We start from the raw sequence: 14,857 nt of genomic DNA on the forward strand, positions 1-14,857 counted from the left end.
AGGCCTGCTCTCCTTAGCACTCCGCCGCAACACCTGTACGGAAAAATATGTCCAGCGAATTTACGCAAGAGGATAACGCAGTACCGCTACGCACGCGATTAAGACAAATCCGCGCTGCGCTTCCTGACGAGCAGCGCCGGCGCGGCGCCCTGCTTATGCGTGGACGTCTTTTTACCTGGCTGGCCATGGCGCGCGACGCCGCCCTGAAGGCCAACCGGCCGGCGCCCGCCGTGGTGGCCGCCTATTGGCCCATGCAGGACGAACCGGACTTGCGTCCCTTGCTGGAGCAGTGGGTGGAAGCCGGCATCACCGTCGCCCTGCCCGCCGTCCGCGAACGTAACCAGCCGCTCGAATTCCGCCCCTGGACGCCGGACGCACCCATGGTTGAAGGCCCCTATGGCATCCAGGAACCGCTGGCCGGTTCGGTGGTGATGCCCGACCTGGTGCTGGTGCCCACCCTGGGCTACACCCCTCTGGCCGACCGCGTGGGCTACGGCGGCGGCTATTACGACCGCACCTTGGCCGCCCTGAAGGCCGCCGGCCATCCCCACACCACCATAGGCGTGGCCTGGAGCTGCGGCCGCCTGGACCCCACCGAGCACGTGCCCGCGGCCCATGACGTCCGCCTCGACGCCGTGCTGACGCCGGACGGATGGCTACCCAAGGCGCCGTGACGCCGATGCCCTGATTCGGTGAATCGCCACAGCGCCATGGATCATCCAGGCGCCACGATCGCCCCGGCATGCCCGCGAATGCCCCTGGATGCACTATTCAGGGGCATCTTTTTTGGTGTTGGCACACGCCAGCCGATAAAGGATCGTGAAACTTATAGTGTCCGATCGGTTACCACCCTCTCGAAAAGTTGGCACAAGTGTTGCTTGTAACCCACTACCGGCCCGAACAAATTGGCTGTAGCGCGGATCAAGGCCCGTGCTTCGAGGAGGAGCCACATGATGGACATACCGTCCGGCCGCAACCCGGCTTATGACGAAATGGTCGACCGCGACGGCGCGATACGACCCCACTACCACGACTTCCAGCAATGGCTGCTGTCGCAATCCGACGACGTCATGGCGGCGCGGCGGGTCGAAGCCGACCTCAGTTTCCGCCGGGTCGGCATCACCTTCTCCGTGGCGGGCGATGAAGCCGGCACCGAACGCCTGATCCCCTTCGACCTGGTGCCGCGCATCATCCCGGCACAGGAATGGCGCCAGCTCGATGCCGGCCTGAAGCAGCGCGTGCGTGCGCTGAACATGTTCATCCACGACATCTACCACGGCCATGACATCGTGCGCGCCGGCATCGTGCCAGCCGAGCAGGTGTTCATGAACGCCCAGTACCGGCCGGAGATGCAGGACGTCGACGTCGCCGAGAACATCTATTGCAACGTCGCCGGCATCGACGTGGTGCGCGCGGGCCAGGGCGATTTCTACGTCCTGGAGGACAATCTGCGGGTGCCCTCCGGCGTGTCCTACATGCTGGAAAACCGCAAGATGTCGATGCGCCTGCTGCCGGATGCCTTCAGCCGCATCAAGATCAAGCCGGTGGCGCATTATCCCGACCTGCTGCTGGACAACCTGCGCGAAGTCGCGCCCGGCAATATCGACGATCCGACCGTAGTGGTGCTGACGCCGGGCCAGTACAACTCGGCGTACTTCGAACATGCTTTCCTGGCCCAGCAGATGGGCGTCGAACTGGTCGAAGGACGCGACCTGTTCGTCGAGCAGAACAACGTCTACATGCGCACCACGCGCGGGCCGCGCCGCGTCGACGTCATCTACCGCCGCCTGGACGACGACTTTCTCGATCCCCTGACCTTCCGTGGCGATTCCGCGCTGGGCGTGCCGGGCCTGCTGTCGGTCTACCGCGCCGGCCGCATCACGCTGGCCAATGCCATCGGCACCGGCATCGCCGACGACAAGTCGACCTATCTGTACGTGCCGGACATGATCCGCTTCTACCTGGGCGAAGAGCCCATATTGCAGAACGTGCCGACCTGGCGCTGTTCGCGGCCGGACGAGCTGTCGCACGTGCTGGCCAATATGCACGAACTGGTGGTCAAGGAAGTGCACGGCGCCGGCGGCTACGGCATGCTGGTGGGCCCCTCCTCGACCCGCGCGCAAGTCGAGGGCTTCAAGGACCGCGTGCGCACCAACCCGGCGGCTTATATCGCCCAGCCGACGCTGGCGCTGTCCACCGTGCCGACCTACGTCGAATCGGGCGTGGCGCCGCGCCACGTCGACCTGCGCCCCTACGTGCTGTGCGGCAAGGAAATGCGCACCGTCCCCGGCGGCCTGTGCCGCGTGGCGCTGACCGAGGGCTCGCTGGTGGTCAACAGCAGCCAGGGCGGCGGCACCAAGGACACCTGGGTGCTGGAGGAGTGAACCATCATGCTTAGCCGTACCGCCGACAACCTGTTCTGGATGTGCCGCTACGTCGAGCGCGCCGAAAATACCGCGCGCATGCTGGACGTCAATCTGCAGATGTCCCTGCTGCCGCAGGACGAGGCCACGCGCGAACGCTCCTGGCGCGCCTTGATGCGCATCTCCGAACTGCAAAACCAGTTCGATGCGCGCTACCCTGAAGGCTCGCCCCGCGACGTGCTGCGCTTCATGGTGCGCGACGAGGACAATCCTTCGTCCATCTATGCCTGCCTGCGCCTGGCGCGCGAAAATGCCCGCGCGGTGCGCGGCAGCCTGACCACCGAGGTCTGGGAAACCTACAACACCACGTGGCTGGAACTGCTGAAGCACCTGCGCATGGACCTGCCCGAACGCAACCCGGGCGAGTTCTTCGAATGGGTCAAGTTCCGCTCGCACGTGGCGCGCGGCGTGATGATAGGCACCATGCTGGAAGACGAGGCGCTGCACTTCCTGCGCCTGGGCATGTATCTGGAACGCGCCGACAACATGGCGCGCATGCTGGACGTGAAGTTCTATGAATATGAACGTGGCGATGAAAAGGATCACGACCAGGGCGAGGCGCATGGCGATGCTCACGGCGCTGTGCAAGGCGATGCTCAAGGCGATGTACAACGCGATGCGCGCGGCGATGCCCAAGCGGATGCCCAAGCCGATGCCCAAGCCGATAAAACCCAGGCCCTGGCGGAGCGCCCCGCCGCGCATACCGAGTTCTACCGTTGGGCAGCCATCCTGACCTCCGTGTCCGGCCTGGAGATCTATCGCAAGGTCTACCGCGATGTCATCACCCCCGACCGCGTGGCCGAATTGCTGATCCTGCATGGCAACATGCCGCGTTCGCTGCTGGCATCGATGCGCGCGGTGGCCGGCACGCTGGCCCTGGTATCCAACGACCGGTCCGCGGAGACCGAACGGCGCGCCGGCAAGCTGTGCGCCGAACTGGAATACGCTCGCGTCGAGGACATCCTGTCGGGCGGTCTGCACCGCTACCTGGAGCAATTCCTCGATCAAACGAAAGACCTGGGCAGCCGCATCGGCCAGGACTTCCTGCTGTCGACCTGGGCATAGAGATAGCCATGCGCATCATCCAAGGACGCCGACCATGAAGCACTTCATCAAGCATGTGACGCGCTACCAGTACACCGCGCCGGTCACCTACAGCATCCAGACCCTGCACCTGACGCCGCGCCCGGAAGAACACCAGCGCTCGCTGCGCTGGCATATCGAGGCGCCCGGCACGCTGCAGGAACAGGTCGATGCCTATGGCAACGTCACGCACACCCTGACGCTGAACCGCCCGCACGAGGAAATCGAGTTGCGCGTCAGCGGCCAGGTAGAGATCGATCCCCTGCCCTATGGCGTCGTCAACGGCGACGAAAGCCGCCTGCCGGTGCATGCCTACTGCGTGCCCACGCCCTTGACCCAGGCCGACGAAGCTGTCCGGGCCTTCTGCCGCGAGGTTTTGCCGACGGGCCTGAGCCGGCCGGAAGACAGCCTGGCCCTGGCGGAGGCGATCGCCGACCGGGTGGCCTATGAACCCGGCACCACCGACGTCACCACCGCCGCCGGCCAGGTGCTGGCGCTGGGCCACGGCGTCTGCCAGGACCATGCCCACCTGTTCCTGGCCTGCGTCCGTTCCCTGGGCGTGCCGGCCCGCTACGTCAGCGGCTATCTGTACACGGAAGCCGACCACGCCGCCAGCCACGCCTGGGCCGACGTCTGGCTGCCTGACCTGGGCTGGAGCAGCGTGGACATCACCAATCGCCAGTTCGCCTCCGACTGCCATTGCCGGTTGGCGGTGGCGCGCGATTACGACTCGGCGGCGCCGGTACGGGGCGTGCGCAACGGCGGCGGCCAGGAATCGATGACCGTTACAGTTCAAGTGCAGTCGGCGCAGCAGTAATACAATGGCCGGATAGTCTTTTTCCCTATCCATCCAATGACTTATTGTGTAGCAGCCCGCCTGCGCGACGGTCTGGTATTTCTTGCCGATTCCCGTACCAACGCGGGGGTGGACCAGATCAGCGTGTTTCGCAAACTCAGCGTGTTCGAGCGCCCGGGTGAGCGAGTGATGGTTCTGATGACGTCCGGCAACCTGGCCGTCAGCCAGGCCATCGTCAATCAGCTATCGACCGTGGACAGCGATGATCCAGCGTCGATCTGGTGCACGCGCAATATGTTCGAAGCGGCGCGCCTGGTGGGCGATGCGGTGCGGCAGGTCCATCGCCGCGACGCCGAAGCCCTGCATGAGCAGGGGGTGGAATTCAACGTCAACCTGATCTTCGGCGGGCAGATCAAGGGCGAGCGCTGCCGCCTGTTCCAGCTCTACTCGGCCGGCAACTTCATCGAAGCCCACGATGAATGCCCTTATTTCCAGATAGGTGAAGCGAAGTACGGCAAGCCCATCATGGACCGTGTGCTGCTGCCCGAGACCACACTGGACGAGGCGGCCAAGTGCGCGCTGATCTCCATGGACTCGACGCTGCGTTCGAATATTTCCGTGGGGCTGCCGCTGGACCTGTTGGTGTACGACAACAACGCGCTGCGCGTCAGCCGTTTCGCCAACATCGACGAGCACAACGAGTATTTCCGCATGATCCGCGGTAGCTGGGGCGAACGCCTGCGCCAGGTTTTCGCGGAGATCGAGGATCCCGTCTGGACCGATCCCTGCAACCCCGACAGCCTGGTGCCTCCCGGCCGGGTGCACCAGCCGGTGCGCATCCTTCCCGGTAACCCCGAACCCTGTGGTCTGGCACCCCTGCAATCGCTGGCCGAGGGGCCGGATACGCCGCAACAGGAATAGGAAGATCGTCTCGCCGCCGGCGTCCGAGGGTCGCTACCCGCGATCAAGGTCCGCCGCGAGGTCGGCGCACGGCCCGAACAGGTGCCATCAAGAATATTTCCCTGAAAGGGAATATCTCGTTGAACCCGGCCGGTGCAATTCCTCGGCCAGACGGGCGCGGCCAAAAAAATATCCCCCTGGAAGGGGGATATTTTTATCTTCTTTTACAACAGCCTGGACAGCTCAGAGGCCGAGGTTTTCCCATATCGCCATCGGCGCTTCGGCGTTGTTCAACGTGTAGAAGTGCAGCCCCGGCGCACCCTGGTCCAGCAGGCGCTGGCACAGGCCGGAAATGACATCGATGCCGAAAGCCCGGATCGACGCCTTGTCATCGCCATACTCGGCCAGCCGCATGCGTATCCAGCGCGGAATCTCCGCGCCGCACATCTGCGAGAAACGCACCAGTTGGCTGTGATTGGTGATGGGCATGATGCCCGGCACGATGGGTACCGTCACGCCCTTCGCAGCGGCCCGGTCGATGAAATCGAAATAGGCGTCGGGATTGAAGAAATACTGCGTGATGGCGCTGTCGGCGCCGGCCTGCACCTTGCCGACAAAATGGTCGAGGTCGGCCGCCGAGCTTTCCGCCTGCGGATGGGTCTCCGGATAAGCCGCCACTTCGATGTGGAACCAGTCACCGGTTTCTTCCCGGATGAAGGCCACCAGGTCGCGCGCATAGCGCAGCTCACCGGCGCCGCCGCCCATGCCGGACGGCAGGTCACCCCGCAAGGCCACCACCTGCTTGACGCCTTCCTCGCGGTAGGCGCCGAGTATCTTGCGCAGGTCGTCGCGCGACGCCCCCACGCAGGACAGATGCGGTGCGGCGTCCACGCCCAGGTTGCGCATGGTGCGCACCGTATCGGCCGTGCCTTCACGCGTCGAGCCGCCAGCGCCGAAGGTGACGCTGACGTAGCGCGGATGCATGGCCAGCATCTGTTTGGCGGCGCGCACCAGCCGCTCCTGGGCGGCGATGTCGCGCGGCGGAAAGAATTCGAGGCTGAGCGCCGGCGTCTTCGTATCGGTCATGAGCTAACGAGCATGGAAAGCAGGCCCGAGATGATCGAATACAGCACCGCGCCGATCACGGCCCACCAGAAGCCATTGACCTGGAAGCCTTTGAGGATGGACCCGGCAAACCAGAACAACAGCGCATTGAGAACGATAAGGAAAAGACCCAATGTGACGATGGTGATGGGCAGCGTCAGCAACACCAGCACCGGCTTGACCAGCATATTCAATAGCCCCAGCACCAGGGCGGCGATCAATGCCGATCCGAAACTGGCAACCGCGATGCCGGGCAGCAGATAAGCCACGATCAGCAAGGCAACGGCGTTCAGTATCCAGACGAGTATCAAGGTCATATCGGGTCTCCCGCAAAGTTTGACGAGCAGCTTCGGCGTACGCATCCAAAGGATGTATCCCACGAGAGGATACGACGAAATCCCTTCCTGGAAGGCAGCGCCGACATACTGCAGGCGGTCCCGCGCCCGGCGGGCGCGAAGGACCTGACCCTATTTTGCGTCAAAATTAGTAACGGTAATGATTGCTCTTGTAAGGACCGTCAACCGACACGCTGATGTAGTCGGCCTGTTCCTTGGACAGCGTGGTCAGGTTCACACCCAGCTTCTTCAGGTGCAGACGGGCGACCTTCTCGTCCAGCTGCTTGGGCAGCACATAGACCTGGCCCTTGGTGTAGGCCTCGTTGCGCGTGAACAGCTCGATCTGCGCGATGGTCTGGTTGGTGAAGGACGAGGACATCACGAAGGACGGGTGGCCCGTGGCGCAACCCAGGTTCACCAGGCGGCCCTTGGCCAGCAGGATGATGCGCTTGCCGTCGGGGAAGATGACGTGGTCGACCTGGGGCTTGATCTCTTCCCACTGCAGGTCTTCCAGGCCGGCAACGTCGATTTCGTTGTCGAAGTGGCCGATGTTGCAGACGATGGCCTGGTCCTTCATGCGGTCCATGTGGGCGCGCGTGATGACGTTGTAGTTGCCCGTGGCGGTGACGAACATGTCAGCCTTGTCGACGGCTTCTTCCATGGTCACGACCTTGTAGCCTTCCATGGCGGCCTGCAGGGCGCAGATGGGATCGATTTCCGTGACCCAGACCTGGGCGCGCAGCGCCATCAGGGCCTGGGCGCAGCCCTTGCCCACGTCGCCGTAACCGGCCACGACGGCGATCTTGCCCGCCACCATGACGTCGGTGGCGCGCTTGATGCCGTCGACCAGCGATTCACGGCAACCGTACAGGTTGTCGAACTTGGACTTGGTGACCGAGTCGTTGACGTTGATGGCGGCAAAGGCCAGCTCACCCTTCTGCGACATCTGGTACAGGCGATGCACGCCGGTGGTGGTTTCTTCGGTCACGCCGCGGATGGCCGCCAGGCGGGTCGAGTACCACTTCGGATCACGCGCCAGCTGGGCCTTGATGGCCGCGAACAGCACGCGCTCTTCTTCGCTGCCCGGCTTGGCCAGCACGGAGATGTCGCTTTCAGCCTTGGTACCCAGGTGCAGCAGCAGCGTGGCATCGCCGCCGTCGTCCAGGATCATGTTGGCGTGCTGGCCATTGGGCCATTCGAAAATGCGGTGGGTGTAGTCCCAGTACTCTTCCAGGGTTTCGCCCTTGACGGCGAACACCGGCGTGCCGCTGGCCGCGATGGCGGCGGCGGCGTGGTCCTGGGTCGAGAAGATGTTGCATGAAGCCCAGCGCACGTCGGCGCCCAGGGCGGTCAGCGTCTCGATCAGCACGCCGGTCTGGATGGTCATGTGCAGGCTGCCGGCGATGCGCGCGCCCTTCAGCGGCTGCGACTTGGCGAATTCTTCACGGGTGGCCATCAGGCCGGGCATTTCGGTTTCAGCGATGGCCAGCTCGCGGCGGCCCCAGCCAGCCAGGCCGATATCGGCAACCAGGTAGTCGGACTTGTCGGACACGGTGTTCATTGTGATTACTCCACATGAGAAAACGGACGGCGCTACGGCGCGGCCGGCGGGACGAGTGCGCGGACACCTGTGCGGTGACCGGCCGTTCCGGTGGAGAACCAGACGGCGTGCTCGCCTTCGCTGCCGCGATGCAGCTAGGGTGAGCGCCGTTTCATGGGGGCCGCGCGAACGCGGCCTACCCTGGATGCTTGAGCCTGGCGGATCCGGTGGCGATGGTGTCGCCGACGCGGTAATCCGTCGCAACGCTCCTCAAGCGTGGGCGACATTGTAGCGGGTGGCTGGCGTAAGCGGTACAAATGCCGCCAATAGATCCTTGGCGATGCTGTCCCACGTGCGCCCCAGGGCATGCTGGCGCACCGCATCCCGGTCCAGTGCCAGGGCCGCGCGGCAGGCCGCGCCCAGGTCATTGTCGAGGTAACCGGTGACGCCTTCCTGGATCACCGCCAGCGGCGCTTCGCTGCGGAACGCCGCCACCGGCGTGCCGCAGGCCATGGCTTCCAGCATCACCAGGCCGAAGGTGTCCGTCAGGCTGGGGAAGACGAACACATCGGCGGCCGAGTAATAACGGGGCAGTTCGGCGTCGGTGCGCATGCCTTCGAAACGGACATTGGGAAATTTCTTGCGCAGGCGGGCTTCGTCCGGGCCCGCGCCCACCACCAGCTTGGAGCCGGGCAGGTCCAGCGCCAGGAAGGCGTCCAGGTTCTTTTCCTTGGCGACGCGGCCGACGCTCAGGAAGACGGGGCGCGGCAGTTCGGAGAACGCGTCGCGCGCGCCCGGCGTGAATTTCTTGCCGTCCACGCCGCGCGACCACACCTGCAGGTTCTGCAAGCCGCGGCTGGCGACGATGTCGCGCACCGTGGGCGTGGGCACCAGCACCTGTTGCGAGGGCTTGTGGAACCAGCGCAGGAAACGCCACGGCAGCGCGGCCGGGATGCCCATGCGTGCTTCCAGGTAGTCGGGAAACATGGTGTGGAAGGACGTGGTGAAGCGCCAGCCGCGTTTCTGCGCCATGCGCCGCGCGGCCAGGCCCAGGGGGCCTTCGGTGGCGATGTGCAGCACGTCGGGGACGATATCTCCCAGCACGCGCTTGAGCTGCCGGCCAGGGAACAGGCACAGCCGCAAATCGGGCTCGGACGGCGCCGGCACGGTGCGCGCCCCTTCCGGGCTGACCACCAGCACTTCGTGGCCCCATTCCCGCAACAAGCGGCACATGGTCGTCCACGTACGGACGACGCCGTTGACCTGTGGATGCCAGGCATCCGTGACCAGCACTATGAGCATGGCGAGCACCTGGGGAGTCGCGAAAAACGCCATTAAGCCTGGCTTAGATGACATGTCCGCGACAGAGGGATTCAGTGCGGCTGCGGCGCGACGACGGGTGAGGGCGCATGCCCAGGCGTCGCCGCGCTTGCGGTGTCTCGCGTTGCGGCGCGTATGCGACAGCGCGGGCGTCCATGTACGCCATGGCCAGGCGATCGGCGCCGCCGTTGACTTTTATCAACAGCACAGCACGCCCCCGCTGCCATTCTTCCTCTACAGGATTTCGATATTGGAGAAATGAAGATGGCAATCCCGATGGCAAGCGGGCTGCGCAGCCCCCGCGCCGACCGTGCCGGTCGTCCCGACAGTACCGGGCGCTGTGTGAACGTTGTGCGCGCAGGTGTCGCATTGTGTAGCCTGGCCGCGGCCTTGTTCGTGGCCGCACCGGCCCACGCTTATGACGCCGGCGACTGGTTGCTGCGCGTGGGCGCCACCCAGGTGCGACCAAAGTCCAACACCGGCAATGCGCTGGACGGCGCGGTCGGCCTGCATGCGGACAAGAGCGTGCGGCCCAGCTTCACGGTCACGTACATGGCCACGCAGAACATCGGCATCGAACTGCTCGGCGCCGTGCCCTTCCAGCACGACGTCAGCGGCAGCGGCGCGGTCAGCGGCAATATCGTCGATACCAAGCAGCTGCCGCCCACGCTAAGCCTGCAATGGCATTTCCTGCCTGACAGCAAGATCCAGCCTTATGTGGGCGTGGGCCTGAACTACACCCACTTCTTCGACACCAAGGGCCGTGGCGCCCTGGCTGGCAACAACGTCAAGCTGACGGATTCGTGGGGCGTGGCCGGCCAGGTCGGCGTGGATTACCAACTGAGCGACCGCTGGCTGCTGAACGCCGACGTGCGCTACATCGATATCGATTCGAAGGTGAAGCTCAACGGCGACACCATCGGCCACGCCCATGTCGACCCATGGGTGTTCACCGTGGCGGTGGGCTATCGGTTCTGAAGTACCGGCGGTATCACCGTTTCCGAGCGCAACGACGCGTGTTGACGGCCGGGCGGCGTACGAAAGTCCGGCGCCCTGAAACGGTGCCCCCGTTCAGCCCTTGCGGCGTGGGTAGCCTTCCGCGCGGATGCGGGTCCAGATGACCTGCTTTTCTTCCGGGCTCAGGAAGACCCACTCGGCCACTTCCATGGCCGTGCGGCCGCAGCCGCGGCAGATGTCGTCATACAGCGTGGAGCAGACCGCCACGCAGGGTGAATCCGTGGTCGTGAAAACGCCCCGGCCGCCTTGTTGGGCAGGGGGCGTGGCGGGGCCCCCGGCGCTGGCGCTGGAGGGGCTGGCGTCAGCGCAGGGCGCGGCGCCTTCGGGGACGGAAGAAGAGGAATCGATGTACGGGCAAACCATGGACGGAGCATAGCACCGGGGCCATGGCCCTTACCCGCGCGGGTCCGAAGGTTATAGCGCGGTGTAAGCGCCTACTGTCGTGCTATCACTGCGCCGGCCGCAACTTGCGTACTTCTTCGTCGGAAGGCAGGAAGGCCGCGCCGTCCTTGTAGGTGTAATCCACCATCACCCCTTTGCCCTCCTGCACCGCCAGCTTGCCGACATAGGCGCCCATGGTCGATTGATGGTCGATGGCGCGGTACTGGATGCGGCCGAAGGGGATATCTACTTGCAGGCCCTCGAACGCCCCGATCAGCTTGTCCGGCTGTGCACTGCCGTCAGTCTTCGCCAGCCCGGCCGCCAGCGACTTGATGGCGCTGTAACCCACCACGGCGCCCAAACGCGGATAGTCCTTGAAGCGGTCGCGATAGGCCTTGAGGAAAGCCGCATGCGCCGGCGTCTGGATGGTGGACCAGGGATAGCCGGTGACGATCCAGCCCACCGGCGTCTCGTCCTTGAGCGGATCCAGATACTCGGGCTCGCCCGTCAGCATGCTGACCACCGGCGTGGCCGGGAACAGGCCACGCGTGGTGCCTTCCCGCACCAGCTTGGTCAGGTCGCCGGCGAACAGGACGTTGAAGATGGCGTCCGGCTTGGCGTCGGCCAGGGCCTGCGCCACGCTGCCCGCGTCCACCTTGCCCAGCGGCGCAGCCTGGTCGCCCACGAACTCGACGTCGGGCTGGGCCTTCTTCAGCAACTCCTTGAAGGTGGCCACCGCCGACAGGCCGTACTCGTAATTGGGATAGACGAAGGCCCAGCGCTTCTTGTTCAGCTTGACCGCTTCCGGCACCAGCATGGCGGCCTGCATATAAGTGGAGACGCGCAGGCGGAAGGTATAGCGGTTGCCGTTCTGCCAGACGATCTTGTCGGTCAGGGGCTCGCTGGCGAGGTAGAAAATTTTCTTCTGCCGCGCGAAATCGGCCAGCGCCAGGCCGATATTGGACAGATAGCCGCCCAGCAGCACGTCGACGCGCTCGCGCGACATCAGCTCTTCGGCGGCGCGCACGGCATCGCCCGGATTGGCATTGTCGTCACGCGTGAACAATTCCAGCTTCTTGCCGCCCACGCCGCCGGCCTGGTTGATCTCGTCCACCGCCAGCTGCATGCCGTTGCGGTAGGGTTCGAGAAAAGCGGGCTGCGCCTTGTAGCTGTTCACCTCGCCGATACGCACGGTGATCTGCGCCTGCGCGGCGCCAGCCGCCAGCGCCCAGGCCGCACCGGCCAGGCCCAAGGCACGTGCGGTTCGCATGATAGTGGCGAAGGGGTAACGCTTATCCATGATGACTTTCCGATTGCAGATGCGTAGCGGTTGCTGACCGCGTGACTATAACGGAGGGGGCCTGGGCGCCGCAGTCCGGGCAGACCCGTGGATCGCCCAACCCGATCCAGAACTACACAAAGAAATCCAGCGCCCGCGCGGTGACCGCATCGGGCACTTCCTCGGCCAGGTAATGCGCGGCATCCAGGGCGGCGCCATCGACGACGTCGGCCACCGCGTTCCACAGCGCCAGCACATCGAAGTTGCGCCCCACCGCGCCGCGCGCACCCCATAAAACATGGATCGGGCACGTCAACTTGCGCCCCGCGACACGGTCGGCGCGATCATGCTCCAGGTCCAGGGTGGCGGAGGCGCGATAGTCCTCGCAAATGCCCACCGCCAGCCCCGGAAGCGCGGCGCAGCGTTCATACTCGGCCAGGGCGCGCGGATCGAAGATGGCCAGGCCACCGGGCCGCCCACCCATCACGGCGCGTACGTAGAACACCGGGTCATGGCCGATCATGGTTTCCGGCATGGGCGCCGGCTGTATCAGCCAGAACCAGTGCCAATAGGCCTGGGCAAAAGCCCGGGTAGTGCCCTGGTACATATCCAGCGTGGGCGCGATGTCCAGCAGCATCATGCGCCCGACCCGTTCGGCATGGTCCAGCCCCAGCCGATGCGCCACGCGGGCGCCACGGTCATGCGCCAGCACGTCGAAGCGCTCGTGCCCCAGGGCACGCATCAGGTTCACCATGTCCTGTGCCATCACGCGCTTGGAATGGGCAGCGTGGTCGGGCGCCGCGGCCGGCTTGCCGCTGTCGCCATAGCCGCGCAGATCGGCCGCCACGCAGGTGAAGCACTGGGTCAACGCGGGCCACAACCGGTGCCAGATGACATGCGTCTGCGGATGGCCGTGCAGCAGCAACAGAGGCGGCCCCTCGCCCGCCACCCGTGCGGCGATATGCATGCCGTCGCCGACGTCTATACGTTGCAGGGGCAAGTCGAACAGCGTGGTCATGATGTCTCCCGGGTTCAACAGATCGAGGCGGCGGTGGGGCGGCAGGCATGCCGTCGAAAATCGCCTGATCCGCAACCATAGACAATGACAACGCCAAAACGCAAGGCCTGCGCCCCGCCCACGCTGCATCGGACTGTCGTAGCGAGCGTGGGGGGTGGGGGACGTCGTGTCATCGGACCCCATGAAAAAAGGGCGGTCCCACGAGGGACCGCCCTTTTTGTACCGCATGCAGCCGCCCTGGACGGCCCGCAATGCAGTTACGTGACCGTCAAGCCAATCACACCGCCTTCTTCAGCGCGGCAACCTTGTCGGTGGCTTCCCACGTGAATTCCGGCTCCGAGCGGCCGAAGTGGCCGTAGGCGGCGGTCTTCGCGTAGATCGGACGCAGCAGGTCGAGCATGTTGACGATGCCCTTCGGACGCAGGTCGAAGTGCTCGTGCACCAGCTTGGCCAGTTGTTCATCGGGCACCACGCCGGTACCTTCCGTGTACACGGTGATGTTGATGGGCTCGGCCACGCCGATGGCGTAGCTGACCTGCACCTGGCACTGGCGCGCCAGGCCGGCCGCGACGATGTTCTTGGCCACGTAGCGGGCAGCGTAGGCAGCCGAACGGTCCACCTTGGACGGATCCTTGCCCGAGAACGCGCCGCCGCCGTGCGGGCAAGCGCCGCCGTACGTGTCGACGATGATCTTGCGGCCGGTCAGGCCGCAATCGCCTTGCGGGCCGCCGATGACGAAGCGGCCGGTCGGGTTGACCAGGAACTTGGTCTTGGCGGTGATCAGGCCTTCGGGGAAGCAAGGCTTGATGATGTCTTCGATGACCGCTTCACGGATGGTCTCTTGCGTCACTTCCGGATGGTGCTGGGTCGACAGCACCACGGTGTCCACTTCAGCCGGCTTGCCGTCGATATAACGGAAAGTCACTTGCGACTTGGCGTCCGGACGCAGCCACGGCAGGCGGCCGTCCTTGCGCAGTTCGCTCTGGCGCTGCACCAGGCGGTGCGAGTACCAGATCGGCGCGGGCATCAGGTCGGGGGTTTCGTCGCAGGCGTAGCCGAACATCAGGCCCTGGTCGCCGGCGCCCTGGTTCAGGTAGTCCTCGGAGGTGCGATCCACACCCTGGGCGATGTCGGGCGATTGCTTGTCGTAAGCGACCAGCACCGCGCAGCCCTTGTAGTCGATACCGTAGTCGGTGTTGTCGTAGCCGATGCGGCGAATGGTGTCGCGGGCGACCTGGATGTAGTCGACGTTGGCGGTGGTGGTGATTTCACCAGCCAGCACGACCAGGCCGGTATTGCACAGGGTCTCGGCGGCCACGCGGGCGTTGGGATCCTGCGTGAAAATCGCATCGAGGATGGAGTCGGAAATCTGGTCAGCCACCTTATCGGGATGGCCTTCGGAGACGGACTCGGAGGTAAAGAGGAAATCGTTTTGCGCCACGGCAAGGTCCTTTTCACAAATACCGGCTTACCGGCAAGATTGTTCATCGGCGCGTTGCACCTGAAATCGCAATCTCGAATGGGACCTTGACTCGGCGCGACGCTTTAGCGGATTTTTACCCGGCAGCCGATGTGTATAGACATCTGGCCCACCTGGCGTCGCCCCGCAAGTTGTCGGTTAACTCGGCGACCGACGGATTTTAAGCGAAAATACCGACTTT

At 64.7% G+C, this 14,857-nt stretch carries 14 protein-coding genes and 1 riboswitch; of the genes, 6 read left to right on the plus strand and 8 right to left on the minus strand.

Going from position 1 to position 14,857, the window contains the following annotated elements:
* Positions 1 to 47 precede the first annotated feature (47 nt).
* The 5 genes from CEY05_RS15645 (at position 48) to CEY05_RS15665 (ending at position 5,223) form a co-directional block, all read left to right on the plus strand.
* On the plus strand, positions 48 to 674 hold the full coding sequence (locus CEY05_RS15645; protein WP_088599289.1) for a 5-formyltetrahydrofolate cyclo-ligase: 627 nt from the start codon (positions 48 to 50) through the stop codon (positions 672 to 674).
* 276 nt (positions 675 to 950) lie between these two features.
* Positions 951 to 2,384, plus strand: a complete 1,434-nt coding sequence (locus CEY05_RS15650; RefSeq protein WP_088599290.1) for a circularly permuted type 2 ATP-grasp protein — start codon at positions 951 to 953, stop codon at positions 2,382 to 2,384.
* Positions 2,385 to 2,390: 6 nt separating this feature from the next.
* Complete coding sequence (locus CEY05_RS15655) at positions 2,391 to 3,488, plus strand: alpha-E domain-containing protein (RefSeq protein ID WP_088599291.1); 1,098 nt, start codon at positions 2,391 to 2,393, stop codon at positions 3,486 to 3,488.
* A 34-nt stretch (positions 3,489 to 3,522) separates the two neighbouring features.
* A complete protein-coding gene (locus CEY05_RS15660) occupies positions 3,523 to 4,323 on the plus strand; it encodes a transglutaminase family protein (protein WP_088599292.1) in 801 nt (266 codons plus the stop codon).
* A 36-nt stretch (positions 4,324 to 4,359) separates the two neighbouring features.
* A complete protein-coding gene (locus CEY05_RS15665; protein WP_088599293.1) occupies positions 4,360 to 5,223 on the plus strand; it encodes a proteasome-type protease in 864 nt (287 codons plus the stop codon).
* Positions 5,224 to 5,445: 222 nt separating this feature from the next.
* On the opposite strand, the gene metF is transcribed toward CEY05_RS15665, so the two are convergent.
* The 4 genes from metF to CEY05_RS15685 all read right to left on the minus strand — a co-directional run bounded on the left by metF (position 5,446) and on the right by CEY05_RS15685 (position 9,483).
* Positions 5,446 to 6,288 (minus strand): methylenetetrahydrofolate reductase [NAD(P)H], encoded by an 843-nt coding sequence (metF, locus tag CEY05_RS15670; RefSeq protein ID WP_088599294.1) that lies wholly within the window; start codon positions 6,286 to 6,288, stop codon positions 5,446 to 5,448.
* Positions 6,285 to 6,623, minus strand: a complete 339-nt coding sequence (locus CEY05_RS15675; RefSeq protein ID WP_057654094.1) for a phage holin family protein — start codon at positions 6,621 to 6,623, stop codon at positions 6,285 to 6,287. Before CEY05_RS15675 ends, metF begins: the two co-directional genes overlap by 4 nt.
* 166 nt (positions 6,624 to 6,789) lie before the next feature.
* On the minus strand, positions 6,790 to 8,202 hold the full coding sequence (ahcY, locus tag CEY05_RS15680) for an adenosylhomocysteinase (protein ID WP_088599295.1): 1,413 nt from the start codon (positions 8,200 to 8,202) through the stop codon (positions 6,790 to 6,792).
* 134 nt (positions 8,203 to 8,336) lie between these two features.
* Positions 8,337 to 8,459, minus strand: a riboswitch (S-adenosyl-L-homocysteine riboswitch).
* On the minus strand, positions 8,452 to 9,483 hold the full coding sequence (locus tag CEY05_RS15685; RefSeq protein ID WP_088599296.1) for a glycosyltransferase family 1 protein: 1,032 nt from the start codon (positions 9,481 to 9,483) through the stop codon (positions 8,452 to 8,454). (Overlaps the previous riboswitch by 8 nt.)
* Before the next feature lie 282 nt (positions 9,484 to 9,765).
* Between CEY05_RS15685 and CEY05_RS15695 the strand changes: the two genes are divergently transcribed.
* Entirely contained in the window at positions 9,766 to 10,479 is a 714-nt protein-coding gene (locus CEY05_RS15695; RefSeq protein WP_233161535.1) for an OmpW family protein, read from the plus strand.
* Between the two features lie 93 nt (positions 10,480 to 10,572).
* On the opposite strand, the gene CEY05_RS15700 is transcribed toward CEY05_RS15695, so the two are convergent.
* The 4 genes from CEY05_RS15700 to metK form a co-directional block, all read right to left on the minus strand.
* Positions 10,573 to 10,881 (minus strand): DUF1289 domain-containing protein, encoded by a 309-nt coding sequence (locus tag CEY05_RS15700; RefSeq protein WP_088599298.1) that lies wholly within the window; start codon positions 10,879 to 10,881, stop codon positions 10,573 to 10,575.
* Between the two features lie 85 nt (positions 10,882 to 10,966).
* Positions 10,967 to 12,169: an ABC transporter substrate-binding protein gene (locus CEY05_RS15705; protein ID WP_088599456.1), complete on the minus strand. Its 1,203-nt coding sequence runs from the start codon at positions 12,167 to 12,169 to the stop codon at positions 10,967 to 10,969.
* Between the two features lie 142 nt (positions 12,170 to 12,311).
* Positions 12,312 to 13,196 (minus strand): alpha/beta fold hydrolase, encoded by an 885-nt coding sequence (locus CEY05_RS15710; protein ID WP_088599299.1) that lies wholly within the window; start codon positions 13,194 to 13,196, stop codon positions 12,312 to 12,314.
* A gap of 277 nt (positions 13,197 to 13,473) precedes the next feature.
* Positions 13,474 to 14,637 carry a methionine adenosyltransferase gene (gene metK / locus CEY05_RS15715; RefSeq protein ID WP_088599300.1) on the minus strand — a complete coding sequence of 388 codons (1,164 nt, stop codon included), beginning with the start codon at positions 14,635 to 14,637 and terminating at the stop codon, positions 13,474 to 13,476.
* Between the last annotated feature and the right edge of the window lie 220 nt (positions 14,638 to 14,857).

The sequence above is a fragment of the Achromobacter sp. HZ34 genome (assembly GCF_002209485.1).
In the GTDB taxonomy this organism is placed as follows: Bacteria; Pseudomonadota; Gammaproteobacteria; order Burkholderiales; family Burkholderiaceae_B; genus Bordetella_C.

Coding starts and splice junctions, on each gene's coding strand:
- ahcY (WP_088599295.1), bottom strand. CDS start 8,202: ATGAACACCGTGTCCGACAAGTCCGACTACCTGGTTGCCGATATCGGC.
- CEY05_RS15705 (WP_088599456.1), bottom strand. CDS start 12,169: ATGCGAACCGCACGTGCCTTGGGCCTGGCCGGTGCGGCCTGGGCGCTG.
- CEY05_RS15700 (WP_088599298.1), bottom strand. CDS start 10,881: ATGGTTTGCCCGTACATCGATTCCTCTTCTTCCGTCCCCGAAGGCGCC.
- CEY05_RS15660 (WP_088599292.1), top strand. CDS start 3,523: ATGAAGCACTTCATCAAGCATGTGACGCGCTACCAGTACACCGCGCCG.
- CEY05_RS15710 (WP_088599299.1), bottom strand. CDS start 13,196: ATGACCACGCTGTTCGACTTGCCCCTGCAACGTATAGACGTCGGCGAC.
- CEY05_RS15675 (WP_057654094.1), bottom strand. CDS start 6,623: ATGACCTTGATACTCGTCTGGATACTGAACGCCGTTGCCTTGCTGATC.
- CEY05_RS15650 (WP_088599290.1), top strand. CDS start 951: ATGATGGACATACCGTCCGGCCGCAACCCGGCTTATGACGAAATGGTC.
- metF (WP_088599294.1), bottom strand. CDS start 6,288: ATGACCGATACGAAGACGCCGGCGCTCAGCCTCGAATTCTTTCCGCCG.
- CEY05_RS15655 (WP_088599291.1), top strand. CDS start 2,391: ATGCTTAGCCGTACCGCCGACAACCTGTTCTGGATGTGCCGCTACGTC.
- CEY05_RS15665 (WP_088599293.1), top strand. CDS start 4,360: ATGACTTATTGTGTAGCAGCCCGCCTGCGCGACGGTCTGGTATTTCTT.
- CEY05_RS15695 (WP_233161535.1), top strand. CDS start 9,766: ATGGCAATCCCGATGGCAAGCGGGCTGCGCAGCCCCCGCGCCGACCGT.
- CEY05_RS15685 (WP_088599296.1), bottom strand. CDS start 9,483: ATGCTCATAGTGCTGGTCACGGATGCCTGGCATCCACAGGTCAACGGC.
- CEY05_RS15645 (WP_088599289.1), top strand. CDS start 48: ATGTCCAGCGAATTTACGCAAGAGGATAACGCAGTACCGCTACGCACG.